This is a genomic window from Stenotrophomonas sp. YJH_SMC_27 (assembly GCF_059369815.1).
The window spans coordinates 1-25243 of record NZ_JCAFTA010000009.1; the positions used below are offsets into that span (position 1 = coordinate 1).

20 protein-coding genes and 1 riboswitch are annotated in these 25243 nt (G+C 66.1%); of the genes, 12 read left to right on the forward strand and 8 right to left on the reverse strand.

Features of this window, described 5'->3' with window-relative positions:
• Nucleotides 1-184: 184 nt before the first annotated feature.
• Nucleotides 185-418, reverse strand: a complete 234-nt coding sequence (locus AC5P7R_RS13905; protein WP_021202031.1) for a glutaredoxin family protein — start codon at nucleotides 416-418, stop codon at nucleotides 185-187.
• 100 nt (nucleotides 419-518) lie between these two features.
• Here AC5P7R_RS13905 and AC5P7R_RS13910 point away from each other — a divergent pair, with 100 nt between their 5' ends.
• Both AC5P7R_RS13910 and AC5P7R_RS13915 read left to right on the forward strand, forming a co-directional pair.
• Nucleotides 519-1901: an L-serine ammonia-lyase gene (locus tag AC5P7R_RS13910; protein WP_021202030.1), complete on the forward strand. Its 1383-nt coding sequence runs from the start codon at nucleotides 519-521 to the stop codon at nucleotides 1899-1901.
• A gap of 203 nt (nucleotides 1902-2104) precedes the next feature.
• The gene (locus tag AC5P7R_RS13915; protein ID WP_019660062.1) at nucleotides 2105-3100 is read left to right on the forward strand and encodes an alpha/beta fold hydrolase; all 996 of its coding nucleotides are present in this window, start codon (nucleotides 2105-2107) and stop codon (nucleotides 3098-3100) included.
• A gap of 109 nt (nucleotides 3101-3209) precedes the next feature.
• On the opposite strand, the gene AC5P7R_RS13920 is transcribed toward AC5P7R_RS13915, so the two are convergent.
• Genes AC5P7R_RS13920 through metX form a run of 3 tightly spaced genes read right to left on the reverse strand, consistent with a single transcriptional unit; the run spans nucleotide 3210 to nucleotide 6537 of the window.
• The gene (locus tag AC5P7R_RS13920; protein WP_111098790.1) at nucleotides 3210-4277 is read right to left on the reverse strand and encodes a homoserine dehydrogenase family protein; all 1068 of its coding nucleotides are present in this window, start codon (nucleotides 4275-4277) and stop codon (nucleotides 3210-3212) included.
• The gene (locus AC5P7R_RS13925; protein ID WP_495213948.1) at nucleotides 4274-5509 is read right to left on the reverse strand and encodes an O-succinylhomoserine (thiol)-lyase; all 1236 of its coding nucleotides are present in this window, start codon (nucleotides 5507-5509) and stop codon (nucleotides 4274-4276) included. Before AC5P7R_RS13925 ends, AC5P7R_RS13920 begins: the two co-directional genes overlap by 4 nt.
• Nucleotides 5506-6537, reverse strand: coding sequence for a homoserine O-succinyltransferase MetX (gene metX, locus AC5P7R_RS13930; RefSeq protein ID WP_019660065.1), 1032 nt, complete (start codon nucleotides 6535-6537; stop codon nucleotides 5506-5508). The genes AC5P7R_RS13925 and metX overlap by 4 nt, the downstream gene beginning before the upstream one ends.
• A gap of 77 nt (nucleotides 6538-6614) precedes the next feature.
• Nucleotides 6615-6733: riboswitch (SAM riboswitch) on the reverse strand.
• A gap of 147 nt (nucleotides 6734-6880) precedes the next feature.
• Between metX and AC5P7R_RS13935 the strand changes: the two genes are divergently transcribed.
• The 4 genes from AC5P7R_RS13935 to AC5P7R_RS13950 all read left to right on the forward strand — a co-directional run bounded on the left by AC5P7R_RS13935 (nucleotide 6881) and on the right by AC5P7R_RS13950 (nucleotide 12285).
• Nucleotides 6881-7765, forward strand: coding sequence for a M23 family metallopeptidase (locus AC5P7R_RS13935; RefSeq protein WP_478435951.1), 885 nt, complete (start codon nucleotides 6881-6883; stop codon nucleotides 7763-7765).
• A gap of 66 nt (nucleotides 7766-7831) precedes the next feature.
• Nucleotides 7832-9436: a peptide chain release factor 3 gene (locus AC5P7R_RS13940; protein ID WP_019660067.1), complete on the forward strand. Its 1605-nt coding sequence runs from the start codon at nucleotides 7832-7834 to the stop codon at nucleotides 9434-9436.
• Nucleotides 9437-9589: 153 nt separating this feature from the next.
• A complete protein-coding gene (trhA, locus tag AC5P7R_RS13945) occupies nucleotides 9590-10228 on the forward strand; it encodes a PAQR family membrane homeostasis protein TrhA (protein ID WP_021202025.1) in 639 nt (212 codons plus the stop codon).
• A gap of 83 nt (nucleotides 10229-10311) precedes the next feature.
• Nucleotides 10312-12285: an AsmA family protein gene (locus AC5P7R_RS13950; RefSeq protein ID WP_227854421.1), complete on the forward strand. Its 1974-nt coding sequence runs from the start codon at nucleotides 10312-10314 to the stop codon at nucleotides 12283-12285.
• Between the two features lie 487 nt (nucleotides 12286-12772).
• Here AC5P7R_RS13950 and AC5P7R_RS13955 read toward each other — a convergent pair whose 3' ends face one another.
• Genes AC5P7R_RS13955 through mtgA form a run of 3 tightly spaced genes read right to left on the reverse strand, consistent with a single transcriptional unit; the run spans nucleotide 12773 to nucleotide 14979 of the window.
• Nucleotides 12773-13204: a CBS domain-containing protein gene (locus tag AC5P7R_RS13955; protein ID WP_019660070.1), complete on the reverse strand. Its 432-nt coding sequence runs from the start codon at nucleotides 13202-13204 to the stop codon at nucleotides 12773-12775.
• Nucleotides 13164-14183 (reverse strand): glycosyltransferase family 2 protein, encoded by a 1020-nt coding sequence (locus AC5P7R_RS13960; protein ID WP_021204700.1) that lies wholly within the window; start codon nucleotides 14181-14183, stop codon nucleotides 13164-13166. The genes AC5P7R_RS13955 and AC5P7R_RS13960 overlap by 41 nt, the downstream gene beginning before the upstream one ends.
• Before the next feature lie 46 nt (nucleotides 14184-14229).
• Nucleotides 14230-14979 carry a monofunctional biosynthetic peptidoglycan transglycosylase gene (mtgA, locus tag AC5P7R_RS13965; protein ID WP_021204701.1) on the reverse strand — a complete coding sequence of 250 codons (750 nt, stop codon included), beginning with the start codon at nucleotides 14977-14979 and terminating at the stop codon, nucleotides 14230-14232.
• 77 nt (nucleotides 14980-15056) lie between these two features.
• Between mtgA and hslO the strand changes: the two genes are divergently transcribed.
• The 3 genes from hslO (at nucleotide 15057) to AC5P7R_RS13980 (ending at nucleotide 20057) form a co-directional block, all read left to right on the forward strand.
• Nucleotides 15057-15950, forward strand: coding sequence for an Hsp33 family molecular chaperone HslO (hslO, locus tag AC5P7R_RS13970; protein ID WP_021204702.1), 894 nt, complete (start codon nucleotides 15057-15059; stop codon nucleotides 15948-15950).
• 116 nt (nucleotides 15951-16066) lie between these two features.
• On the forward strand, nucleotides 16067-16915 hold the full coding sequence (locus AC5P7R_RS13975) for an XOO1806 family protein (protein WP_019660074.1): 849 nt from the start codon (nucleotides 16067-16069) through the stop codon (nucleotides 16913-16915).
• Nucleotides 16916-17300: 385 nt separating this feature from the next.
• Complete coding sequence (locus AC5P7R_RS13980; protein ID WP_021204704.1) at nucleotides 17301-20057, forward strand: TonB-dependent receptor; 2757 nt, start codon at nucleotides 17301-17303, stop codon at nucleotides 20055-20057.
• Nucleotides 20058-20195: 138 nt separating this feature from the next.
• Here the strand turns inward: AC5P7R_RS13980 and AC5P7R_RS13985 are convergent, their stop codons facing one another.
• Entirely contained in the window at nucleotides 20196-20798 is a 603-nt protein-coding gene (locus tag AC5P7R_RS13985; protein ID WP_005418411.1) for a TetR/AcrR family transcriptional regulator, read from the reverse strand.
• A gap of 144 nt (nucleotides 20799-20942) precedes the next feature.
• Between AC5P7R_RS13985 and AC5P7R_RS13990 the strand changes: the two genes are divergently transcribed.
• The 3 genes from AC5P7R_RS13990 (at nucleotide 20943) to AC5P7R_RS14000 (ending at nucleotide 24878) form a co-directional block, all read left to right on the forward strand.
• Nucleotides 20943-21860 carry an alpha/beta fold hydrolase gene (locus tag AC5P7R_RS13990; protein ID WP_021204705.1) on the forward strand — a complete coding sequence of 306 codons (918 nt, stop codon included), beginning with the start codon at nucleotides 20943-20945 and terminating at the stop codon, nucleotides 21858-21860.
• Nucleotides 21857-24334 carry an acyl-CoA dehydrogenase gene (locus AC5P7R_RS13995; RefSeq protein ID WP_021204706.1) on the forward strand — a complete coding sequence of 826 codons (2478 nt, stop codon included), beginning with the start codon at nucleotides 21857-21859 and terminating at the stop codon, nucleotides 24332-24334. Before AC5P7R_RS13990 ends, AC5P7R_RS13995 begins: the two co-directional genes overlap by 4 nt.
• A 76-nt stretch (nucleotides 24335-24410) precedes the next feature.
• Nucleotides 24411-24878, forward strand: coding sequence for a hotdog fold domain-containing protein (locus AC5P7R_RS14000; protein ID WP_227854420.1), 468 nt, complete (start codon nucleotides 24411-24413; stop codon nucleotides 24876-24878).
• Nucleotides 24879-25243: the final 365 nt, after the last annotated feature.

A 25243-nucleotide genomic window follows, 5' to 3' on the forward strand; every position in this document is an offset into this window, starting at 1 on the left:
ATCGACGTTAAGGTGCGGGATGGGGATCGCTCGGCTCGTCTGTCGGCTGCTATCCGCAGATATCATGTTGACGGTCCCTCCACCCTGGCTCCTACATACCGCGTAGGAGCCGGGAGGAACATACAAGCCATGCTCGGCTGCCGTCCAGGTCGCGCTGCGCGCGTCAGCCGAGCATGGCTCGGCTCTACAAAGAGCTTTCAGCCAGCCAGGCCTGCACCGTGGCCGCGTCGAACGGCCAGTCCAGCTCGCGGTCATCGCGCTCGTCGCGGAGCACCGGCACCCGCGCGCCGTAGCGCGATTCCAGCGCCGGCTGGTCATCCAGGAACACCGATTCGAACTCCGGCGCCCGCGCCTTGGCCAGTTCGGCCAGGGCCATGTCGCACAGGTGGCAATCGTCACGCTGGAACAGAGTCAACACCGGTTTTGCTCCCTCTGCCGAAATGCTGCGCCGCAGCCATGGAAGTGCGGCGTGAGCCGCTAGAATAGCGGTCTCTTCCGGTACCCGCAGTACGGCATCCATGGCTGTCAGCACGTTCGACGTTTTCAAGATCGGCATTGGCCCGAGTTCCTCGCACACCGTCGGGCCGATGAAGGCCGCCGAGCGATTCATCCATCGCTGGCTGCTCGATCCGGGCCGCCTGCCCGAGGTCGCGCGCATCCGCGCCGATGTCTATGGCTCGCTGGCGCTGACCGGCCGCGGCCACGGCACCGACAAGGCGATCCTGCTCGGCCTGGAAGGCCAGCGCCCGAACCTGATCGACCCGGACATCATTCCGGCTACGCTCGAGCGCATCCGCAGCAGCAAGCGCATCCAGCTGATGGGCCAGCACGAGATCGCTTTCGACGAGAAGCGCGACCTGGGCATGAACAAGCGCCAGAAGCTGCCGTACCACACCAACGGCATGCGCTTCACCGCCTACAACGCCGAGGACGAAGTAATCGCTACCCGCGATTACTACTCCGTCGGCGGCGGCTTCGTGGTCAACCAGGACGACGCGGCCGACGACCGGATCGTGCCCGATGAGACCCCGTTGCCCTACCCGTTCAAGAGCGGCGACGAGCTGCTGGCGCAGACCGCACGCAGCGGCCTGAGCATTGCCCAGCTGATGTTCGAGAACGAGAAGTGCTGGCGCAGCGAAGACGAGATTCGTGCCCAGCTGCGCGAGATCTGGAGCGCAATGCAGTCTTGCGTGGCGCGCGGTATCCGCGAGGAAGGCGTGCTGCCGGGTGGCCTGAAGGTGGGCCGTCGTGCGCCGGCGCTGTACCGCGAGCTGTCGTCGAAGCCGGAAGCGGCAATGCGCGATCCGCTGACCACGCTGGACTGGGTCAATCTGTACGCACTGGCGGTGAACGAAGAAAATGCCGCCGGTGGCCGTGTGGTAACTGCGCCGACCAACGGTGCCGCCGGCGTGCTGCCGGCGGTGCTGCATTACTTCGACCGTTTCTGCCCCGGCGCCAATGAGCAGCGCGTATTCGACTTCCTGCTGACCTCGGCAGCGATCGGCATCCTGTACAAGGAAAACGCCTCGATCTCGGGCGCCGAAGTGGGTTGCCAGGGCGAAGTGGGCGTGGCCTGCTCGATGGCCGCCGGTGGCCTGGTCGCGGCACTGGGTGGCAATCCCAGCCAGATCGAGAATGCCGCTGAAATCGGCATGGAGCACAACCTCGGCCTGACCTGCGACCCGATTGGCGGCCTGGTGCAGATCCCCTGCATCGAACGCAACGCGATGGGTGCGGTGAAGGCGATCAATGCCTCGCGCATGGCGATGCGCGGCGACGGCAAGCACAAGGTGTCGCTGGACAAGGTGATCAAGACCATGCGCGATACCGGCCGCGACATGCAGGACAAGTACAAGGAAACCAGCCGCGGTGGCCTGGCGGTGAACGTCATCGAGTGTTGAGGTCGACCGGGCCCGGCGCGATGGCGCCGGCCCGCAGCTAGAGTCGACTGTCAGTCGACTATCGCGCGCAGCGCGGGATGTTCGCGGTCTGATCGAAGCGCAGTCGACTGACAGTCGACTCTACCCCGTTGTCCCTGGCCGGTCGGACGACACCATCACTGCGTTGCGGTTAGGCTCGGGGCTCCCCTGCCCAGGACTGCCCCATGCGCGTGATCGCTACCGCCCTGCTTGCCTGCCTTCCGCTGTCCGCCCTCGCCGCGCCCAGCTATGGGCCGCGCCTGGAGGGCTTCGACTACGGCTATCCAGTGAAGACCTTCGCGCTGGAATCGCAGCGACAGCCGCTGGAGATGGCCTACCTGGACATCGCGCCGAAGAAGGCGCCCATCGGCGTGGTGGTGCTGCTGCATGGCAAGAATTTCTGCGCGGCCACCTGGAAGGAATCGATCAAGCCCCTGGTTGCCGCCGGCTACCGGGTGATCGCCCCGGACCAGGTGGGTTTCTGCAAATCCAGCAAGCCCGAGCGCTACCAGTACAGCTTCGCGCAGCTGGCCGCCAACACCCATGCGTTGCTGCAGCAACTGCAGTTGGGTGATGTGCCGGTGCACCTGGTCGGTCATTCGATGGGTGGCATGCTGGCAGTGCGCTACGCGCTGATGTTCCCACAGGACCTGCGCAGCCTGGCACTGGTCAACCCGATCGGGCTGGAGGACTGGAAGGCGCTGGGCGTGCCGTGGCGCAGCGTGGACGCGTGGTACGCCGGCGAAATGAACATCAGCTATGACAGCATCCGCCGCTACCAGCTGGACGTGTACTACGACGGCAAATGGAAGCCGGCCTACGAGCCGTGGGCGCGGATGCAGTCAGGCATGTACGAAGGTCCGGGCAAGCAGGCCGTTGCCTGGAGCCAGGCCCTGGCCTCGGACATGGTGTTCAACCAGCCGGTAGTCTACGAACTGAAGAACCTGCAGGTACCCACCACGTTGTTCATCGGCCAGAAGGACCGTACCGCGATCGGCCGTGACCTGGCGCCGCCGACGGTGAAGGCGACGCTGGGCAACTATCCGGCACTCGGCAGAGCGGCAGCCGCGGCGATTCCGGGCGCGACGCTGATCGAGTTCGCCGAACTGGGCCATTCGCCACAGGTGCAGGACCCGAAGCAGTTCAACAGCGCGCTGTTGAAGGCGTTGAAGTCGCGCTGACCGGCAAGCGTGCCCCTGTAGAGCCGAGCCCGCGCTCGGCTCATGCGGCAGGATGGGGATCCTGCCAGGAGCAGCCGGGCGTGGGCTCGGGTCTACAGGAGCGGTGCGATCAGCCGACGATCCGCAACACATCATCCAGCAGCGCGGCCGCAGTCACTTCCGCACCCGCGCCCGGTCCCTGGATCAACAGCGGCTGCAGGCGATAGCGATCACTATGGATGGCGACGCGGTTGTCGGTGCCCGCGCCCTGCGCCAAGGGATGGTCGGCCGGAAGCTCACGCAGGCCCACCTGTGCACCCTCGGCATCAACGCGGCCAACGAAGCGCAGCACACGACCATTGTCGCGCGCCTGCTGCCAGCGCGCCTGCAACGGCGCATCCAGCTGCTCGAGCGCCGCCACCGCATCCTCCAGCGGCAGCGCTGCCAGCGCTTCAGGCACCAGTGAATCCACCTCTACCTGCGACGCATCCAGCGCCAGCCCGCTGCTGCGGGCCAGGATCAGCAGCTTGCGCCGCACGTCCTCGCCGGACAGGTCAAGTCGCGGATCCGGCTCGGTGTAGCCGGCCGCCAGCGCCTCGCGCACCGCCGCCGAGAACGGCGACTTGCCGTCATAGCGATGGAACAGCCACGCCAGCGAACCGGACAGCACGCCCTCGATGGCATGGATGTGATCACCACCGGCCAGCAGCGCACGCAGGCTGCTCAACAGCGGCAGGCCGGCGCCGACGGTAGCGCTGTCGCCGTAGCGCGCACCCGTGTCTGCGCAACGCTCGGCAATGGCCTGCGCGCGTGCCAGCTGTGCACCACGCCCCAGCTTGTTGGCGGTGACCACGTGCACGCCGCGCGCCAGCCACTGTACGTGGCGCGCGGCTACGTCTTCGCTGGCGGTGGCGTCGACCACCACGTCGCCACGCTCCAGTCCTTCGGCATTCGCCCACGGTGGCGAACTCTGGCCATCGCGCGGTGCACGCCGTGCCAGTTCCAGCGGCACCGCCAGGTCACGATCGATCTCCAACGCAGTGCGTGAATTGGCCAGCCACTGCACGCTGGGCAGTTCCAGCCCACGTGCCTGCAACGCCTGGTAGCGCTGTACGAAGGCCGAGCCGACCGTGCCGGTGCCAAGCAGCGCCAGTCGTCCCACGCCCAGAACAGGAATCTCTGCGGCGAGCGCGCTCATGCATCCACCGCCTGTTTGCGGCGCGCAGCCGCATCAATCACCGCTTCGGCACGCTGCAGAGCGGCGCCGAGATCGGCCAACAGGTCACGCTCGGCCTCGATGCCGACCGACAGGCGCAGCAGGCCTTCGCTGATGCCGGCAGCGGCTCGCGCTTCGACGCTCATCGCGGCGTGGGTCATGGTGGCCGGATGCGCGATCAGGCTTTCGACGCCGCCCAGTGATTCGGCCAGCGTGAAACAGCGCAGGCCATCGACGATTGCACGCACTGCGGCATGCGGATCGTCGCCTTCGCAGTCGGCCAGTTCGAACGAGAGCATCGCACCGAAACCACTCTGCTGGCGCGTGGCGATGCTGTGGCCTGGGTGATCGGCCAGCCCCGGGTAATAGACGCGGCCGACCGCCGGATGCTGGTCCAGCAGGGCAACGATCGACGCGGTGTTTTCCTGGTGCACGCGCAGGCGCGCATCCAGCGTGCGCAAGCCGCGCAGGGTCAGGAAGGCATCGAACGGTGAACCCGTCAGGCCCAGCGCGTTGCCCCACCACACCAGCTGCTCGTGCAGTGCCGGATCACGCGCGACCACTGCCCCGCCCACCACATCGCTGTGGCCGTTGATGTACTTCGTGGTGGAGTGCAGCACCAGGTCCGCACCGAACGACAGCGGTTGCTGCAGCGCTGGCGACAGGAAGGTATTGTCGACCACCACGAGTGCACCGGCCTTGTGCGCGGCATTGATGACGAAGCGCAGGTCGGTGATGCGCAGCAGCGGGTTGGACGGCGTTTCCACCAGCACCAGCTTCGGCTGGGTGGCCAGCGCCTGCGCCAGTGCACGCGGATCGGTCAGGTCGGCGGTGACCAGTTCAAAGTGGCCCTTCCTGGCCAGCGCATTGAACAGGCGCCAGCTGCCGCCGTACGCATCGTGCGGCACCACCAGGGTATCGCCCGGCTGCAGCAGTGCGTTCAGCACCAGGTTGATCGCGCCCATGCCGGTCGCCGTGATGACGCCACCGGCGCCGCCCTCCAGTTCCGCCAGCGCCTCGCCCAACAGGTCGCGGGTCGGGTTGCCACTGCGCGTGTAGTCGTACTGGCGCTTGTTGCCGAAACCTTCAAAGCTGAAGTTCGACGACAGCACGATCGGCGGCGTGACCGCGCCATGCGCAGTGTCCCGATCGATGCCGGCACGGACAGCGGCAGTGGTGCGGCTACAGGACGGCTCGTTGGCGTGCAGGCTCATGCGGACTCTCCAGAAGTACGGAAGGCGGTGGCGAGGATCGCGTCAATGCGATCGGTTTCTTTGAGGAAGGCGTCGTGGCCATAGGGCGAGCGCAGAACGCGCAGGCTGCCGCGCGGGCCCAGCCCTTCGACCAGGCCGACCAGGTCGGCCAGCGGCACCAGGCGGTCGCCCTCCACGGCCACCACCACGGTCGGCGGCAGGATCGCGGCCGGGTCGACGCGGTGCAGATCGATCGATTCGGACAGGCGCAGGTAAGCGGTCACTGGCGTGCGCGCGACGTACTGCGCGCCGGCCGCGTCGAGATAGTCTTCGGCAGCCACGCGCACGCGGCCATTGATCACTTCCGGTGCGGCATCGAAGCGCTCGCCGAATTCTTCCGGGGTGCGGTAGCTGAGCATGGCAAACTGCCGCGCCAGGGCCAGGCCGTGGTCTTCGCCGCACTGCAGCTGGCCCAGCGCGACCGCGCGACGCTGCAATGCGCGCCAGGCGGCGGCATAAGGGTGCGGACGATGCGCACCGCTGGCCAGCACCAACTGGCGCACGCGGGCACGATGCCGGATCGCGAACTGCTGGCCGACCAGCGCGCCATACGAATAGCCGACGAAGGCTTTCAGCGCGCGAATGCCGAGATGATCCAGCACCAGCGCCAATGCGTCGGCCTGATCGGCGGTATCGATCGGCACGTCCAGCGCACCGTCGGCACCGACGAAATCGACGGCCAGCACGCGCAGCAGCTGCGGATCCAGCGCGCGCCCGCTGCCGACCAGGCCTTCGGCCCAGCCCTTCTCGCTGAACTGTGCATTGGAGGCCACGTGGCGATGGGCGGAAATGCCACCGGCCAGTACCACCACCGGCGCATTGGCCGGGCCGACCCATTCATAGCGCAGGCGCACCGGACTGGGACCTGCGTGACGCATCGACAACACTGCGGCGAACTCGCCGCGCTCGGCATGCACGCGGTCTGCGACCGGCACGCTGACGGGGACAAAGGGTTCGGGGCGAATGGCGGTGCTGGCGGCGAAGCTCATGGCGGGATCCGGTTGGGGAATCGGCCATCGAGCCTTCGCGGGGCCCGCGTTCGAGATGCACGTGCGGTGCATGGTTCGAACCATCTTTCGGTGGACGCCACGGTCCCCGCAGGATTTGGCACCTACGCAGACGCTTGCGCGCCTGCGGGCTGCCCCGGCTTCAAAGGGCCTGTCCCTCTGCCGGTCTCGATGGTGGAGTCACGATGCCAGCCCTTTCCGGCACTGTCAATCCCTTCATGCGGATAAAGCGATAGATATTTTCAGGGTCACTCTGCGAGGGCCGTCCCGGTCGCCCCGTTCAGGATCGGGTACAGTCCCGGCGGTCCTCTCGCTGGAAACGCCGATGCCGCGCCTGCCCCTGTCCTGCCTGCTGTTGCCTCTGCTGGCGAGCGCGACCGCACACGCCGGCGACTGGCGGCAGGGCTGGGGACTGGCTCCCCCTTCCGCCCGTGCCACCCGCGCAGGCAGTGCCGAGGGCGCCGCCCCCATGGCCCAGTTGCGCCTGCAGCCGGTCGGTACGCAATGGCAGGCGCGGATCGACAACGGGCTGGCAGGGCCGCTGCAGATCCAGCTGCGCGCCGCCCCCGGACACCCGGTCGAAGGCCTCCCGGTCGAGTCGCTGATCCAGGGCGACAGCAGCCTGGTGGTCGGCCACCTGCCCGCCCCGATCGATGGCCGCATGCTGGATCTGCGACTGCAGTCGGTGCCGGGCAACCCGGCCGCGCAGGCCGAAGATGTCGCCTATCGCCTGCCGTTCGATGCGGTCCGCCTGCGTGTGGACCAGGCGCCGCAGGGGCGATTCAGCCATGACGACGAGGAGAACCGCGACGCGGTCGACTTCGCACTGCCGGTGGGCACCCTGGTGCTGGCCGCGCGCGAGGGCACGGTGATGCAGATCCAGGATGGCTTCCGTGGCAATGGCCAGGACCGCGAGCGCGATGGTGCCCGTGCCAATTTCATCCGCGTGCTGCACAGCGACGGCAGCATGGCCCTGTACGGCCACCTCCAGGACGGCGGCATGCGCGTGCGCCGCGGCCAGGCGGTGGGAGCCGGGCAACCGATCGGCCTGTCCGGCAACAGCGGCTACAGCACTGCGCCGCACCTGCACTTCGTGGTGCAGGTCAACCGCGGCATGGGCCTGCGCTCGGTGCCGGTGCGCATCTTCGCCGGGCCGGGACAGCTGCAGTTCGCCCGCCAGGGCGAAGCAGACGGCGGTACCGGGCGCTGACCGGCCCCGGCCGGTATAATCGGGCGCTTATCTCTTTGAATAGCGCCCCGGGCGGGCGCCACTGCCATGTCCGAAGTCGCCAACGAAGCGTCGCGTCGCCGCACCTTCGCCATCATTTCCCACCCTGACGCCGGCAAGACCACGCTGACCGAAAAGCTGCTGCTGTTCGGAGGCGCGATCCAGATGGCCGGTTCGGTCAAGGGCCGCAAGGCCGCCCGCCACGCCACCTCCGACTGGATGGCACTGGAAAAGGAGCGCGGCATCTCGGTCACCTCCTCGGTGATGCAGTTCCCGTACGAAGGCAAGATCGTCAACCTGCTCGACACCCCCGGCCACGCCGACTTCGGCGAGGACACCTACCGCGTGCTGACTGCGGTGGACTCGGCGCTGATGGTGATCGACGTGGCCAAGGGCGTGGAAGAGCGCACGATCAAGCTGATGGAAGTCTGCCGACTGCGCGACACCCCGATCATGACCTTCATCAACAAGCTCGACCGCGAGGGCAAGGACCCGATCGAGCTGCTGGATGAAGTGGAAACCGTGCTGGGCATCCAGTGCGCCCCGGTCACCTGGCCCATCGGCATGGGCCAGCGCCTGAAGGGCGTGGTGCACCTGCTGACCGGCGAAGTGCACCTGTATGAGCCGGGCCGCAACTTCACCCGCCAGGATTCCACCATCTTCCCGTCCATCGATGCCCCCGGCCTGGCCGAGAAGATCGGTGCACAGATGCTGGCCGACCTGCGCGACGAGCTGGAACTGGTGCAGGGCGCCAGCCACCCGTTCGACCTGGACGCCTACCGCGCCGGCAAGCAGACCCCGGTGTTCTTCGGCTCGGGCGTGAACAACTTCGGCGTGCAGCCACTGCTGGACTTCTTCGTCGAGCACGCGCCATCGCCGCAGGCGCGCTCCACCACCGGCCGCCAGATCGCACCGGAAGAGAACAAGCTGACCGGCTTTGTGTTCAAGATCCAGGCCAACATGGACCCGCAGCACCGTGACCGCGTGGCCTTCATGCGGGTCTGCTCGGGCCGTTTCAGCGCCGGCATGAAGACCTTCCACGTGCGCACCGGCAAGGAAATGAAGCTGGCCAACGCGTTGACCTTCATGGCCAGCGATCGCGAGATCGCGGCCGAGGCGTGGCCGGGCGATGTGATCGGCATCCACAACCACGGCACCATCTCCATCGGCGATACCTTCACCGAAGGCGAAGCGGTCACCTTCACCGGCATTCCCAACTTCGCCCCGGAACTGTTCCGTCGCGCACGCCTGCGCGATCCGCTCAAGCTCAAGCAGCTGCAGAAGGGCCTGGCCCAGCTGTCCGAGGAAGGCGCAACCCAGTTCTTCCGCCCCCTCACCAGCAACGACCTGATCCTGGGTGCGGTGGGTGTGCTGCAGTTCGACGTGGCCGCCTACCGCCTGAAGGACGAGTACGGCGTGGAAGCCACCTTCGAGCCGGTCAGTGTGACCACCGCGCGCTGGGTCCACTGCAGCAACGAGAAGAAGCTGGAAGAATTCCGCGAGAAGAACGCGCTGAACCTGGCCCTGGATGCGGCCGGGCACCTGGTCTACCTGGCGCCGACCCGGGTCAACCTGCAGCTGGCGCAGGAACGCTCGCCGGACGTGCGCTTCTCGGCCACCCGCGAAGCGGCGCATACCGTTTCGGTGGGCTGATGCCACGGAGGCGGATCCGCGCCTGGTAGATCCACGCCATGCGTGGATAGGCGCGGATTCATCCCCCATACGGTGACGGGCGTGCACATGGCGGCCATCGCGGCGATGATAGGGGGACGCGGGTCCCCCTCCCCGCGAACAACGCCCATGCCCATGTCCACGACGTCCATTGCTTCGATCCGTGAAGAAGTCGCCAGCGCCCTGACCCATGGCCTGGGCGCGGTATTCGCCCTGGCCGCCAGTGCGGTGTTGATCACCCTGGCTGCGATCTACGGCGACGGCTGGCAGCTGGCCAGCGCGATCGTATTCGGTATCGCGCTGCTGCTTCTGTACACCGCCTCCACCCTGTATCACGCCATCCAGCATCCGGTCGCCAAGGGCCGGCTGAAGGTGTTCGACCACTGCGCGATCTACGTGCTGATCGCGGGCACCTATACCCCGTTCACCCTGATCGGCCTGCGCGGTCCGTGGGGCTGGGGCCTGTTCACTGCGATCTGGGCGCTGGCGCTGGCGGGTGTGGTGTTCAAGCTGTTCTACACCGGCCGCTTCAAGGTGCTCTCCACGGTGATCTACATCGCCATGGGCTGGCTGGTGATCGTGGCGATCAAGCCGATGTGGGCCTCGATCGACGGTGGCACCCTCGCCTGGCTGTTTGCCGGCGGCCTGTCGTACACGCTGGGCACCTATTTCTACCACCGTGAATCGATCCCGTACTCGCATGCGATCTGGCACCTGTTCGTGATCGGCGGCAGTGTCTGCCACTTTGTCGCGGTCACCATGCAGGTGTTGTAAACGACCGCTCGAACGCAGCGCGTGCACGCCATGCACATGGACGCTTCGCGCCCTGTCCACGAAGAGGGGGCAACCATGGCAGCGTGAATGCTGCCGCCTCCCCTGCTGCAAAGCGCACGCACCGCTGGCGCCTCCGCCGTCCCGGCCCACGTGGCCGGCGCTGGCTGACGATCCTGGTCTTCATGCTGGCGGCAATACTGGTGCTGTTCGCGTTGTGGGACTGGAACTGGTTCAAAGGGCCCGTGGAGCGTGCGGTGCAGGCACGCACCGGCCGCGCACTGCACATCGGGAACCTGGATGTCGACCTCGGCCGCACCAGCACGATCCGCGCCGATGCGATCACCTTCGCCAATGCCAGCTGGGCAAAACAGCCCGCCATGGCCACGGCGGACCGCGTCGAGATCGATGTGCGGGTGTGGCCCCTGCTGCGCGGCAGCGTGCAGCTGCCCGAAGTACGCCTGACCCGGCCGGATGTGCTGCTGGAAACCGCACCGCGCAAGGGAGACCCGGGCAACTGGGATTTCCTCGGCGGCAGCACCGGCGGGGCAAGCCCCCAACTCAAGCGGCTGCGCATCGACGACGGTCGCCTGCAGTTCCTCGACACGCTGGGCCGCACCGACATCCTCGTGGACGTGCGCAGCGGCCAACCGAAGCAGGCCGACACTGCGCCACCGCTGCTGGTGCAGGGTAAAGGCCGCTGGCAGGGCAATCGGTTCACGCTGCGCGGCGGCACTGAATCCCCCCTGGAACTGACCGACAGCGACCACCCGTTCCGCATCCATCTCGATGGCCGGGCCGGCGCCACTCACGCAGTCGCCAGTGGCACGCTGACCAACCCCTTCCAGCTGCGCGTGTTCGACCTGCAGTTCGCGCTCAGCGGCCAGGACCTGGCCGATCTCTATCCTCTGCTCGGCATCGCCATCCCGCCCTCACCGCCCTATGCGTTGAACGGACGCCTCAAACGCGACCACGACGTCTGGCGTTACGACAGCTTCACTGGCAAGGTCGGCGACAGCGACCTGGGGGGCAACCTGCAGTTCGAGGTGGGACGCGATCGTCCACGGCTGACCGCCACGCTGCAATCCAGGCGCCTGGACTTTGATGACCTTGCCGGCTTCGTCGGCGCCCCGCCAAAAACCGGCGGCGGCGAAACGGCCAACGCAGAGCAGAAGGCCGAGGCCGCACGGATTGCCGCCCGTGCACGGGTGCTGCCCGACACGCCCTACAACCTGGGCAAGCTGCGCGCCATGGATGCCGACGTGCGCTGGAAGGCCCACCGCATCAACGCCCCTTCGTTGCCGCTGGACGACATGGATGCGCACCTGTTGCTGGATGACGGCGTGCTGCGGTTGGACCCGCTGAACTTCGGCGTCGCCGGCGGCGACATCCGCAGCACGATCCGCATGGACGCGCGCCGTCCGCAGATCAGCACCGCGCTGAAGGCCAGCGTGCGCGGCGTGCAGCTGGGCCAGTTGTTCCCTGACGCCAAGCTGGCTGAACAGGCCAAGGGTGGCATCGGCGGCGAGGTGGACCTGAGCGGCCACGGCAACTCGGTCGCCGCAATGCTCGGCAGCAGCAGTGGCAAGGTCGGCCTGGCGATGGGCCGCGGCCATGTCGGCAACCTGGTAATGGAACTGGCGGGGCTGGACATCACCGAATCGCTGAAATTCCTGGTGACCGGCGACAAGCAGATCCCCCTGCGCTGCGCCTTCGCCGACTTCGGCGTGCGCGACGGCCTGATGACCAGCCAGGCGATGGCGGTGGACACCACCGACACGATCCTCATCGGCGAAGGCACGGTGAGCCTGCGCGACGAGACCCTGGACCTGCTGCTGAAGCCACGCCCGAAGGACAGGAGCATTCTGGTACTGCGTTCTCCGCTGCACATCAGTGGCACCTTCAAGGACCCGTCATTCCGGCCCGACTTCAAGGCGTTGGGTATTCGTGGCGCCGTGGCCCTGGCGCTGGGCACCATCGCGCCGCCGGCGGCGTTGCTGGCGACGATCGAACTGGGGCCGGGGAAGGATGCCGACTGCGGCGGGCAGTATGCGAAGTAGGCTTACAGCGTTGTTCGCGGCGCCTGCATTGATCGCGGCTTGAGGGGGACGGGTGACGCAGGCAGGGCACGCCGCAAGTACGTCCCTGTAGGCTCGATGGCGCCATCCATGGCGCCAACGGTCCTGCCTGCGTCACCCGTCCCCCTCCCGACAGTTTCCTGCGCGCGCGGAACGAGAGCGGAAATTCAAAGTCAAAAGAAAAAAGCAAAGTCAAAAGCTGTTGCCAACCAAGGTTGGCACCTACAAAAGGCGAGGCACCGCGCATGTACGCACCGCGCTCGCAGAAATGTGTCCAGAGGCGGAGGGCATGGGCGTGCAGGACCGTTGGCGCCATGGATGGCGCCATCGAGCCCCCATGGATGGGTTCACGGCGTGTCCTGCACGCCCATGCCCTCCGCCTCCCCGCAGGACAGGAAGGCGCTGCTCTCAGCTCTGGCTCTGGCTTCGAAAAGCGGGCCGGCGGGCCGCAGGCCCGCCAGCGACACCCTCACCCGGCGACGATGTACTGCTGCAGCTGGTCCAGCTCGCGCCGCTGCGCATCGATCACCGACTTCACCAGATCGCCGATCGAGATCACCCCCAGCACCTGCGCGCCTTCCACCACCGGCAGGTGGCGGATGCGGTAGTCGGTCACCAGCTGCAGGCAATGCTCCACCTGCTCGCCCGGCGAGACCGTCACCACCTGTGCGGTCATGATCTCGGCCACCGCCGTATCTCGTGAGGAACGATCACGCAGCACGATCTTGCGCGCGTAATCGCGCTCGGAAAGAATGCCGACCAGCCGCGGCCCCTCCATCACCAGCACCGCACCAATACCCTTTTCCGCCATCAGCCGGATCGCATCGATCACCGCCGCCTCCGGCGCGACCGCATGCACTTCAGGAGACTTGCCGTCCAACAGTTGCCGTACCGTGGTCATCTGCCTGCCCTCCAAGGGTGGGTTGCAGGGCAGAGTCTGCCACGGCGGATGCTAGCCACGTGTCAACCAGGTACAACGGCCGCTGCTTGGACTCTTCGTACAGTCGCCCCAGGTACTCACCGATCAGGCCCAGCGCGATCAGCTGCACCCCGCCCAGGAAAAGGATCACCGCCATCATCGTCGGCCAGCCCGCCACCCGGTCGCCATACAGCGCCGCCTTGATGATCACCCACACACCGAATACGAAGGCCACCGCCGCCGTTGCCAGCCCCAGGTAGGTCGCCGCCCGCAACGGCACGGTGGAGAAGCCGGTAATGCCCTCCAGCGCGAAGTTCCACAGCCGCCACAGGCTGAACTTGCTGGTGCCGGCCACGCGCGCATGGCGGTGATAGGGGACCGCGATCCGCTTGAAACCCACCCAACTGAAGAGCCCCTTCATGAAGCGGTGGCGCTCACGCATCTCGCGCAGCGCGCTCAGCGCACGCGGCGACAGCAGGCGGAAATCACCGGTATCGGCCGGGATCGGCGTGCGTGACAGACGACCGATCACCCGGTAGAACATCGCCGCCGTGGCGCGCTTGATCCAGGCCTCGCCGTCGCGGGCCATGCGCGTGCCATACACGTTGTCATGGCCCTCACGCCAGCGCGCGACGAACTGCGGCACCAGTTCCGGCGGATCCTGGCCGTCGGCGTCGAGGATCATCGCCGCGCCTTCGCGCACCAGGTCCAGCCCGGCGGTCAGCGCCGCTTCCTTGCCGAAATTGCGCGACAGCTTCAGTGCGGAAACCCGCGCATCGGACTGGGCCAGGCGGGCGATCACCTCCCACGTGCCGTCATGGCTGCCGTCGTCCACGTACAGGATGTGGCCGTCGATGTCGGGCAGCGCGTCGAGCACCGCGCACAACCGCGGATGCAGCAACGGCAATGCCAGGGCCTCGTTGTAGGCGGCGATGACGAAAGTAAGCCGTTCGCGGGTCATGCCCGGATTGTACGTTGCCGCCGCCCGCAGATCAGGCAGCGCGCGCTCACTCTTCCGAAAGGTACGCGGCCCCACCCAGCTGCCGTGCCTGGCGCTGGATCCAGGCCGCACGCCGCTGCACGTACGGCCCTGGCTTTGCCGCGTTGTAGCGCCGCGGCGCCGGCAACACCGCCGCCAGCCGCGCGCTCTCGGCCGGGCTCAACCGCGCCGCATCCTTGCCCCAGAATGTCTGTGCCGCTGCCTGCGCTCCGTACACGCCATCACCGAACTCGGCGATGTTGGCGTACATCTCCAGGATGCGCTCCTTTGGCCACAGCGCTTCGATCAGCACGGTGTACCAGACCTCCAGCCCCTTGCGGATCCAGCTGCGGCCCTGCCAGAGGAACAGGTTCTTGGCCACCTGCTGGCTGATCGTGCTGGCGCCACGCAGTCGCCCGCCCTTGGCATTGTGGTCGCGGGCCTTCTCGATGGCCTGCAGGTCGAAGCCATTGTGGACGGGGAAGCGCTGGTCTTCGGCCGCCACCAGCGAGATCGGCAGGCTCGGCGCCATCTGGTCCAGGTCGCGCCACTGGTAATGCAGTCGATACGACCAGTCAGCCTCTCCCAATGCCTCGCCATAGCGCCACAGCATGACCGTGGATACCGGCGGGTCGATGAACCGCAGCACCAGCACCTGCAGGCAGCTGAAGGCCGCCAGCAACACCGGCAGCCACAGCAGCCGTTTCCAGCGCCAGCGCCTGCGGCGTGGGCCTTCTGTTACGGCTTCCACCTTGTGCTGCTCTCCCCCTGCCCCCATTACTGGTGCATCCTTCTTCTATCTGGTTGTCGGCGCATTATCCGGCAACCGCCCCCGTTTACGCGCGATGTGAGCCGATGACCGCCAACCCCGATTCCCTGATCCGCTTCCTGCTGCCCGACGCTGGCGTCCGTGGCGTCCACGTGCGCCTGCAGGCCACCTGGCAGGAAATCCTGTCCCACGCCGCGTACCCGGACACCGCTGCCGAACTGCTCGGCGAGGCCTGTGTTGCCTCGGCGCTGTTCACTGGCCATACCAAGATCGATGGGCGCCTGTCGATCCAGCTGCGTAGCAGCACCGCCCTGCGCACCCTGTTCGCCGAATGCACCGCCGCCGGTACCCTGCGCGGCATCGCCCAGCTCAGCGAGGGGGCCGATGCGCCGCGCGACCTGTCCAGCCTGGGTGATGACGCCCTTCTCGCGATCACCATCGAAAACCCGGGCCTGGACCCGCGCGAGCCGCAGCGCTACCAGAGCCTGGTCGCACTGACCGCACCGGAGCTGGACGAGGCCTTCGAGGACTACTTCCGCCAGTCCGAGCAGCTGCCGACGCGCCTGCTGCTGGCCGCCGACCGCAATGGCGCCGCCGGCCTGCTGCTGCAGAAGCTGCCAGGCGATGAGGGTGACGAGGACGGCTGGGCGCGTGCCAGCGCCCTGTTCGAGACCCTGGGCAAGGCCGAACTGCTGGCCACCCCGGCCGAGCAGCTGCTGCACCGCCTGTTCCACGAGGAGAAGCCGGAACTGATGGGCGACAAGCCGCTGTCCTTCGCCTGCTCCTGTTCCCGCGAGCGGGTCGCATCGATGCTGCAGTCGCTGGGCGAGGACGAGGCACGTGCCGCGGCCGCGGACACCGGCGCCGTCGAGGTCCGTTGCGAATTCTGCGGGCGGGAGTATCACTTTCCTTTGACGGAGTTCGGCATACTGTTCCACGGTGCCGAGGGGACTGTACCGGCGCCCGAACGCCTTCAGTGAACAGCTTGTCTTGCATCTGGGGGGATCAAGGCTTGTTAAGAATTCATAAACGCCCTACGATCAAGTTCCCGTCTCTACGGGAACTTCCGTTGTCTGTCCTTGTCTGAACTGGTCCGATGCGTACCTTCCTGCGTCTACCGCTGGCCCTGCTGATCGCCCTTGGCGCGATCACGGGCGCGCACGCGCAGAGCAAGGACACCCGGACCGTGCTGCCGGTATGGAACAAGGGCAGCGGCAAGGTCGAGGCATTGCTGTACCTGGAGCCCACCGGTGAACAGGCTGCCGGCGCCCGCTGGCACTTCGGCCGCAACTCGCTGGATGCGGCTTTCGGCCTGTCCTCCGGCGATTCGCTGGGCCTGCTCTGCAACAGCAGCAGCGGGACCAGCATGAGCGGCCTGGCCAGTCACTGCATGCTGGCCAGCCTGGGTGACGATGACGACCTCAACAGCCGCCGCTTCACCGGGACTGCCGCGCTGAACCGCGGCAGCGGCCGCCTCGGCATCACCGCGGGCACGGGCCGTGAAACCCTGCCGGCGTGGCTGTCCGGCCCGAACAAGACACCCTCGCTGCGCGCCGAGCAGAACGATCTGACCGTGTTCGCGCAGAAGAACATCGGCCGCGAGGGTTTTGTCTCGATTGCCGGTACCTACGCCAAGGCGCGGCTGGTACCGTTGGCCGACGCAGCGCCGTCCATCGCCGACCGCTGGGACAGCAAAAGCCTGAGCATTGGCGCCGGGTACGGCAATTTCACCGGCAGCATCATCGGCCGCGTGATCGACGTGCCGGGCAAGCCTGGCAAGTGGGAAGGCCTGGGCATCGGCCTGACCTGGCGCACCCCGTGGTCCGGCCAGCTGACCGTTGGCGCCGAGAACGTGATCAGCCGGGGCAAGAATCCGTTCTCCCCGCGCAATGAAAGCAATGACGATGGCACCGTGCCGTACGTGCGTTACGAACAGGATCTCTGACCCGCCCCACGTGGGTCTTCACTGCAATGACTTCTTCCGGGCGCCGAAAGGCGCCCGTTGCATATGCGCGCTCGTGATACACGCAGCGCGCTTTTCGGCGTACTGGATACCGCGCAACGCATGCCGACACACTGTGATACACATCAACGAGAACTTTTTTCGTCACTTTGCGCTAACAAACGAGACATCGTCAGCGCACGTGCACTTCAACCCTTTGATTTCCAGTGTGAAATTTCATTTTTACCAAAATCACAGGCTTGATTAACGCAGCTTTAATTCTTGGCCAACGCCCGCTACTATCGGTTCAGCCCTCGCGATTTGGGAGCGCTTTTCGCTCCCCCGCCGGGCATTAACCCAGCCAAGATTTCTTGGAGAGAGAGAGCCAATGAATTTCCAGTCCAACAAGCTGCGCGACGCCGTTCTGGTCGCGCTCGTTGCCGGTGTGGCGTCCACAGCCACCGCCCAGGCTCAGGAAGCGACCAACCTTGACCGCATCTCGGTCACCGGTTCGCGCATCAAGAGCACCGACATCGAAACCTCGCAGCCGGTCCTGAGCCTGACCCGCGCCGACATCGAAAAGCAGGGCGTGACCTCGGTCGCCGACATCCTGCAGCGCGTCGCCGCCAACGGCGCCGCGCTGAACCGTACGTTCAACAACGGCGGTGATGGCTCGGCCGGCATCAGCCTGCGTAACCTCGGTTCCGAGCGCACCCTGGTATTGGTCAACGGCCGTCGCTGGACCACCGGCCTGGATGGCAGCGTCGACCTGAACACCATCCCGACCGCGATGATCGAGCGCATCGACGTCCTCAAGGACGGCGCATCGACCATCTATGGTTCGGACGCCATCGCCGGCGTGGTGAACATCATCACCAAGCAGAACTTCGACGGCGCGGAAGCGAACTTCTACAAGGGACAGTACAGCCAGGGCGACGGCGAACGCGAAGCCGCCGATTTCACCATCGGTACCACCACCGATCGCGCGTCACTCGTGCTCGGTGCGTCCTACGTGAATGAAAAGGAAGTGATGGCTGGTGATCGCAAGATCTCCGCCGGTGGTCCGCCGTTCTTTGGCGGCCAGAGCAGCACCGGCCTGCCGGGCTCGTACATCCGCAATGACCAGCGCTACGTCATCATCAATGGTGTTGAGACCCCCTTCAACGCCAATGTCCACGGCTACAACACTTCTCCGGACAACTACCTGCTGACCCCCAACGAGCGCACCTCGCTGTTCGCGGTCGGTTCGTACAACGTTACCGACAACATCACCTTCCGCACCGAGGCGATGTACAACGAGCGCAAGTCCGAGCAGCTGTTGGCGGCCATGCCCGTGACTGGCCAGCGCCTGAGCGCATCGAGCATCTACAACCCCTACGGTGTGGATCTGACCAGCGTGTCGCGTCGTTTCAATGAAACCGGCGGCCGCTCGTTCAATCAGAACGTCAAGAACTGGCACTTCTACGGCGGCTTCGAAGGCTTCTTCGAGATCGCTGACAGGAACTTCGACTGGGATGTCGGCTACCGTTACGACAAGACCGACCAGAACGACCTGACCTATGGTCTGTTCAACCGCCAGCGCCTGGCGGAAGCCTACGGTCCGTCAGCGATCCGCGACGGTCAGCCGGTCTGCCTGACCTCTGCCGGTGCGGTCATCACCGGCTGCGTACCGATCAACCCGCTTGGCGGCCTGGGTTCCATCTCGCAGGCTGCGCTGGACTACGCTTCGTTCACGGCGCATGACTCTGCCAGCCTGGTGTCCAAGAGCTATTACGCCAACATCTCCGGTGAAATCGTGCAGCTCCCGGCGGGTGCGCTTGGCTTTGCAGCCGGTTATGAGGGTCGTAAGGAAAGCGGCCAGTTCGATCCAGATGCCTTCATCGCTGCAGGCCTCAGCACCGGCAACGGTGCAGCTCCCACCAAGGGCGCTTACGACCTGGACGAGTTCTTCCTGGAACTCTCGATTCCTGTGCTGGCCGATCTGCCGGGCGCCAAGCTGCTCGACCTCAGTGTCGCCTCGCGTTTCTCTGACTACAGCAACTTCGGCAACACCACCAACAACAAGTTCGGTTTCCGCTGGAAGCCGATCGACGACCTGATGGTCCGCGGCAACTACTCCGAAGGCTTCCGCGCTCCGAGCATCAACAATCTGTATCGCGGCAACACCGATTCGTTCGAAACCTACGCCGATCCCTGCTCCGCATCCAGCGGTCGTCGCACTGGTGCGGTTGCCGCCCAATGCGCCGCCGAAGGCGTCCCGGCGAACTTCCAGCAGCCCGGTGCCGGCAGCGGTGCGAACAAGCAGACGCCGGAAGCATTCACCTGGAAGTCGAATCCGGATCTGAAGCCGGAAACCTCGACCAGCAAGACGCTGGGCCTGGTGTGGAGCCCGAGCTTCGTGCAGGGCCTGAACGTGACCCTGGACTGGTGGCAGATCAAGATCGAGGACGCCATCACCCGCCCGGCCATCCAGGACATCATGGATCGCTGCTACGGTGGTTCCCCGCAGGAACAGGCAGCCTACTGTGGCCTGATCACCCGTGATCCGAACTACGGCACTGCCACCCAGCGCTACACCATCACAAACGTCGACATGCCGCTGCAGAACCTGTCGTCGTACAAGGTGGAAGGCTGGGATCTGGGCATCCTGTACAAGCTGCCGGAAACCTCGATCGGTCAGTTCACCATCAGCCTGGACGGCACCTACCTGTCCAAGTGGGATACGAAGTCGACCGAAGATGCACCGCTGGATGGCCGCGCCGGCCGTTACCTCGACCAGGATCCGTACTGGCGTATCCGCTCCAACCTGTACGTCGACTGGTCGTACGGCGATTTCGGCGTCAACTACGGCTTGCGCTACAAGTCGGGCATGACCGAAGACTGCCCGTTCGATCCGGTGGGTGACGCCGACCTGGTGGGCTACTGCTCCGATGGCCAGAACGGCAAGAACCACATGGGCGCGACCACCTACCACGACATCCAGTTCCGTTACAACACGCCGTGGAAGGGCACCATCATGGTCGGCCTGAACAACGTGTGGGACAAGGATCCGCCGGTCTCGTACTCGACCTCGTACAACATGTTCGACCCGCAGTACGACCTGCCGGGCCGCTACATGTACATGCAGTACAAGCAGAAGTTCTGATCGATCCACTGATCGGCTGATGCAGCAACGGTCCCGCAAGGGGCCGTTGTTTTTTGTGCATTCCAGGCTGCGGCAGCACCCAACGAAAAAGGCCGCGGCAATTGCCGCGGCCTTCTGCACTCAACAAAGCAACAACGCTCAACCGTTCGGAATCAGCGTCTCGATCAGGTGCTCCACATAGGCTTCGAAATCCTCGCGCGCCTGCTTCGGCTGCTGCAGCTGCAACGACAACTGCAGGAAGCCGACATAGGCGGCGTAGGCCAGGCGTGCGCGATGGCGTGCATCGGTCGAGCTGAGCCCTGCCTGGCGGAACGAGGCAACCAGATAGTCGAGGCGACGCTGCGAAACCCGGTCGATCACCGGCCGCACCATCGGATGGTCCAGCGCCTTCAGCAGCTCGCTGTAGATGATGTGCGGCTGCACTTCATGCGCCACCATCTGGAACAGCTGGCGCAGGCGCACACGCGGATCCGGTACGTCTTCCAGGCTGCCGAACACCTGTTCCTGTTCGAACAGTTCCCAGCGCTCCAGCGCCGCCTGCAGCAATGCATCGCGCGAAGGGAAATGCCAGTAGAAACTGCCCTTGGTCACGCCGAGTCGCCGCGCCAGCGGTTCCACCGCAACGGCGCCTACGCCTTGTTCAGCAATCAGGTCGAGGGCCGCCTGGGCCCAGTCTTCGGCACTCAGGCGGCTGTTGCGGCCGGCGCGCGGTTCGCCGGCGGAAGCGTCAGGTTGATTCATGGACTGATTTAACCATACGCCGGGGTTCGTTGCAGTACGCCGTTGCAGGCGAAACCGTCAAAGCCCCCCCCCCTGGACCCTAACCTGCAACGCACCATACGATGCAGTATTGACTTCCCCCGCAAGCGATCCATACTAGCAAGTATGGTTATGTCCCCTACTCCCGCTGCGTTCCATGACCTGCGCCTGGAGGCCGCCCATGGCGCCCGCCTCGCGGCCACGGCCAGCGAGCACGGTCGTCGTGGTCGCGTGCTGTTCGCGCACGGCTTCGGCCAGACCCGCCACGCCTGGAACGCCACCGCACGCGCCCTGTCTGCGGCCGGCCTGCAGACACTCGCTTACGACGCGCGCGGCCATGGCGATTCAGACTGGAATGCCACCGACCTGCCCTATCACGGCGAACAGTTCGCTGATGACCTGATCGTGCTGGCCGGTGAACAGCCGCGTGCGCCGGTGCTCGTTGCAGCGTCGATGGGCGGGCTGTTCGGCCTGCTGGCTGAGTCGCGCTGGCCCGGCCTGTTCTCGGCGATGGTACTGGTCGACATCACGCCGCGCTGGGATATCGCCGGCGTCGAACGCATCCTCGCCTTCATGACCGCCCATCCCGACGGCTTTGCCTCGCTGGCCCAGGCCGCCGATGTGATCTCAGCCTACATGCCTCACCGCCCGCGCAAATCCGAGCAGTCGCTGCGTGCCTTGCTACGCGAAGACGGACACGGCCGCTGGCGCTGGCATTGGGACCCGCGCCTGGTGGCCGAACTGGCCCGCGACAGCGAGCAGCACCAGGACGCACTGGCCGAGGCCGCGCGCCAGGTGAAGTGCCCGCTGCTGCTGGTCAGCGGCGGCCGCAGCGATCTGGTCACGCCGCAGACCGTGGCCGAATTCCTGGCGTTGGCGCCGCACGCGCGCCATGTACAGCTGCCGCAGGCCACGCATATGGTCGCAGGCGATGACAACGACGCCTTTACCGCTACTGTGTTGGACTATCTGGACGTGTTGCCCGCAGCGGATGCTGCGGCTTCGTCCGCCACAAACGAGCACGTCACCGGAGCACGCTCATGAGCATCGTTCTTCCCTTCCTCGCCCTGCTGCTGGCAGGCGCGTTCGTCGCCTACCACCGCATGCGGCTGGTTACCTGGACGCTGATCAGCGTGGCCCTGCTGGTCGCCTGCTGGTTCATCCCCTACGTCAACCAGACCGCCACGATCGTGGCGGCCGCCGTGTTGGCCGTCATCGCCGTGCCGCTGCTGCTGCCGTTCATCCGCAAGCCGCTGCTGACCGGCCCGATGATGAAGGTGTTCCGCAAGGTGCTGCCGCCGCTGTCGCAGACCGAGCGCATCGCGCTGGAAACCGGTTCGGTCGGATTCGAGGGCGAACTGTTCACCGGTGATCCGGACTGGAACATCCTGCTCAACTACCCCAAGCCGCAGCTGACTGCCGAAGAACAGGCCTTCCTTGATGGCCCCGTCGAAGAGTTGTGCGCGATGGTCAACGACTGGGAAATCACCCACGTCCATGCCGACCTGCCGCCGGAGCTGTGGGCCTTCATCAAGAAGAACAAGTTCTTCGGCATGATCATCCCGAAGGAATATGGCGGCCTGGGCTTCTCCGCGCTGGCCCACCACAAGGTGATCCAGAAGCTGGCCTCGGTGTCCTCGGTGGTCAGCTCCACCGTCGGCGTACCCAACTCGCTGGGCCCGGGTGAACTGCTGGTGCATTACGGCACCCAGGAACAGAAGGACCAGTACCTGCCGCGCTTGGCCGATGGCCGTGAAGTGCCCTGCTTCGGCCTGACCGGTCCGTTCGCCGGTTCCGACGCCACCTCGATTCCCGATTACGGCATCGTCTGCAAGGGCGAGTGGAACGGCGAGCAGGTGCTCGGCGTCAAGCTGACCTTCGACAAGCGCTACATCACCCTGGCACCGGTCGCCTCGCTGATCGGCCTGGCCTTCCGCATGTACGATCCCGATGGCCTGATCGGCGATACCCGCGATATCGGCATCACCCTGGGCCTGCTGCCGCGCGACACAGCCGGCGTGGAGATCGGTCGTCGCCACTTCCCGCTGAACTCGACCTTCCAGAACGGTCCGATCCGGGGCAAGGATGTGTTCATCCCGCTGACCCAGCTGATCGGTGGCGCGGCCATGGCCGGCAAGGGCTGGAACATGCTCAACGAGTGCCTGGCCGTAGGCCGCTCGATCACCCTGCCGTCCACCGCCAGCGGTGGTGCCAAGGCCGGTGCGGCCGTCACCGGCGCCTATGCACGCATCCGCAAGCAGTTCGGCCTGTCGGTCGGCCGCTTCGAGGGCGTCGAGGAGGCGCTGGCCCGCATCGGTGGCAAGGCCTACAAGATCAGCGCACTGTCGCAGGCCACCGCCGCGGCGGTCGACCGCGGTGACGTGCCGTCGGTGCCGTCGGCCATCGCCAAGTATCACTGCACCACTATGAGCCGCGAAGTGATCTCGGACATGATGGACGTGATCGGCGGCAAGGGCATCATCCTGGGGCCGCGCAACTTCGCCGGCCGCAGCTGGCAGGCCGCGCCGATCGCGATCACCGTGGAAGGCGCCAACATCATGACCCGCAGCCTGCTGATCTTCGGCCAGGGTGCGATCCTCTGCCACCCATGGGTGCTGAAGGAGATGAAGGCGGCGCAGGATCCGGACACCCGTGCCGGCCTGCAGGAGTTCGACCGCAGCCTGTTCGGCCACATCCGCTACGGCATCTCCAACGCCGTGCGTTCGTTCTGGTTCGGCCTGACCGGCGCGCGCTTCGGCGCCGCTCCGGGTGACGCCTACACCCGCCGCTACTTCCGCAAGCTGGACCGTTACTCGGCCAACCTGGCCCTGATGGCCGACATCTCGATGATGACCCTCGGCGGCAAGCTGAAGTTCAAGGAATCGCTGTCCGGCCGCCTGGGCGACGTGCTGAGCCACGTCTACATGACCAGCGCAATGCTCAAGCGCTACCACGACGAAGGCGCACCGCAGGCCGACCAGCCGCTGCTGGCCTGGGCCTTCCATGACAGCGTGCACAAGATCGAAGAGTCGCTGTCGGCCGCACTGCGCAACTTCCCGATCCGTCCGATCGGCTGGCTGATGTGGGCACTGATCTTCCCGCTGGGCCGTCGTGCCGAGGCGCCGGGCGATCGCCTGAGCCGCCGTGTCGCCGCCCTGCTGATGGCGCCGAACGAAGCCCGCGACCGCCTGGCCAGTGGCGTGTTCCTGACCCCGTGCGAGAACAACCCGGGTGGCCGCATCAACAGCTACCTGAGCAAGGCGATCATGGCCGAGCCGGTGGAGCGCAAGTTCCTCAAGGCGCTGAAGAGCAAGGGCATCGAGGCGCTGGATTTCAAGAGCCAGCTGGACGAGGCCGTGGCCGAGGGCGTGATCACCCAGGACGAGCGCAGCCTGCTGGAAGAGCTGCGCACGCTCACCCTGGACACGATCACCGTGGACGACTTCGACACCCACGAACTGCGCGCGGCCAGCTACTACGACCGCCAGCACAAGGACCCGCATTCGCAGGCGGCCTGATCGCCCGCGACACACGTTGCCTTCGACGGCGGGCCTCGGCCCGCCGTCGCGTTATCCGCCGACCGGAATACCCCTCATGTCCACACCCCTGCTCTCGCTTTACCAACGCCTGCAGCGCTGGCCTGCTGGCAACTGGCTGTTCTCGCGCGCGGTGTGTTTCAAGGCGCCCTACTTCGCCAGCATCGCGCCGTGCATCACCCGCCTGGAACACGGCCGCTGCGAAGGGACGCTGGCCGACCGCCGCAGGGTACGCAACCACATCGGCACGGTGCATGCGATCGCGATGTGCAACCTGGCCGAACTGACCGCCGGGTTGATGGTCGATGCATCGCTGCCGAAGGGCATGCGCTGGATCCCGAAGGGGATGCAGGTGCAGTACCTGGCCAAGGCACGAGGCACACTGCAGGCGGTGGCGCTGCCGGTACAGCCGATTGTCGTCGCGGCCGAAGGCTATGCGCTGCCGGTGACGGTCAGCGTGCGCGACCGGGCGGGGACGGAAGTGTTCAGCGCGGTCATCGACATGTGGATGTCGCCGGCGAAGTAGGTTCCCGCGAACGGCGCAGCCCCTCGTGGGTGGACGCGGGATGCGGTTTATCGGTTGGGCCGGAGGGGTGGGGCCAGGCGGGGACGCCGCAAGTACGTCCGTGTAGGCTTAGCCGCGCCATCCATGGCGCGGATACCCCGCCCGGCCCCCCCCCTCCGGCCTCGGACGGATCTCTGCGGCGTCCCCCACGGAAGAGAGAAAGAAGAGCAAAAGCAAAAGCGACCCATCGGCCGCTTTTTTCCATGCACGCAGAATCCACGAGCGCAGCGACCCGCTGTTGCTCTTGATCTTCTTTTTTCTTCTCCGTGGGCTGGCCGCGCACGGAACCTGTCTGAGGCCGGGCGGGTTGGGTTCGCGGGGGTGTC

Coding starts and splice junctions, on each gene's coding strand:
- AC5P7R_RS13955 (WP_019660070.1), bottom strand. CDS start 13,204: ATGACCACGGTACGGCAACTGTTGGACGGCAAGTCTCCTGAAGTGCAT.
- AC5P7R_RS14000 (WP_227854420.1), top strand. CDS start 24,411: ATGTCCACACCCCTGCTCTCGCTTTACCAACGCCTGCAGCGCTGGCCT.
- AC5P7R_RS13980 (WP_021204704.1), top strand. CDS start 17,301: ATGAATTTCCAGTCCAACAAGCTGCGCGACGCCGTTCTGGTCGCGCTC.
- AC5P7R_RS13960 (WP_021204700.1), bottom strand. CDS start 14,183: ATGACCCGCGAACGGCTTACTTTCGTCATCGCCGCCTACAACGAGGCC.
- AC5P7R_RS13995 (WP_021204706.1), top strand. CDS start 21,857: ATGAGCATCGTTCTTCCCTTCCTCGCCCTGCTGCTGGCAGGCGCGTTC.
- AC5P7R_RS13975 (WP_019660074.1), top strand. CDS start 16,067: ATGCGTACCTTCCTGCGTCTACCGCTGGCCCTGCTGATCGCCCTTGGC.
- mtgA (WP_021204701.1), bottom strand. CDS start 14,979: ATGGGGGCAGGGGGAGAGCAGCACAAGGTGGAAGCCGTAACAGAAGGC.
- AC5P7R_RS13935 (WP_478435951.1), top strand. CDS start 6,881: ATGCCGCGCCTGCCCCTGTCCTGCCTGCTGTTGCCTCTGCTGGCGAGC.
- metX (WP_019660065.1), bottom strand. CDS start 6,537: ATGAGCTTCGCCGCCAGCACCGCCATTCGCCCCGAACCCTTTGTCCCC.
- AC5P7R_RS13920 (WP_111098790.1), bottom strand. CDS start 4,277: ATGAGCGCGCTCGCCGCAGAGATTCCTGTTCTGGGCGTGGGACGACTG.
- AC5P7R_RS13940 (WP_019660067.1), top strand. CDS start 7,832: ATGTCCGAAGTCGCCAACGAAGCGTCGCGTCGCCGCACCTTCGCCATC.
- trhA (WP_021202025.1), top strand. CDS start 9,590: ATGTCCACGACGTCCATTGCTTCGATCCGTGAAGAAGTCGCCAGCGCC.
- AC5P7R_RS13915 (WP_019660062.1), top strand. CDS start 2,105: ATGCGCGTGATCGCTACCGCCCTGCTTGCCTGCCTTCCGCTGTCCGCC.
- hslO (WP_021204702.1), top strand. CDS start 15,057: ATGACCGCCAACCCCGATTCCCTGATCCGCTTCCTGCTGCCCGACGCT.
- AC5P7R_RS13925 (WP_495213948.1), bottom strand. CDS start 5,509: ATGAGCCTGCACGCCAACGAGCCGTCCTGTAGCCGCACCACTGCCGCT.
- AC5P7R_RS13985 (WP_005418411.1), bottom strand. CDS start 20,798: ATGAATCAACCTGACGCTTCCGCCGGCGAACCGCGCGCCGGCCGCAAC.
- AC5P7R_RS13990 (WP_021204705.1), top strand. CDS start 20,943: ATGGTTATGTCCCCTACTCCCGCTGCGTTCCATGACCTGCGCCTGGAG.
- AC5P7R_RS13910 (WP_021202030.1), top strand. CDS start 519: ATGGCTGTCAGCACGTTCGACGTTTTCAAGATCGGCATTGGCCCGAGT.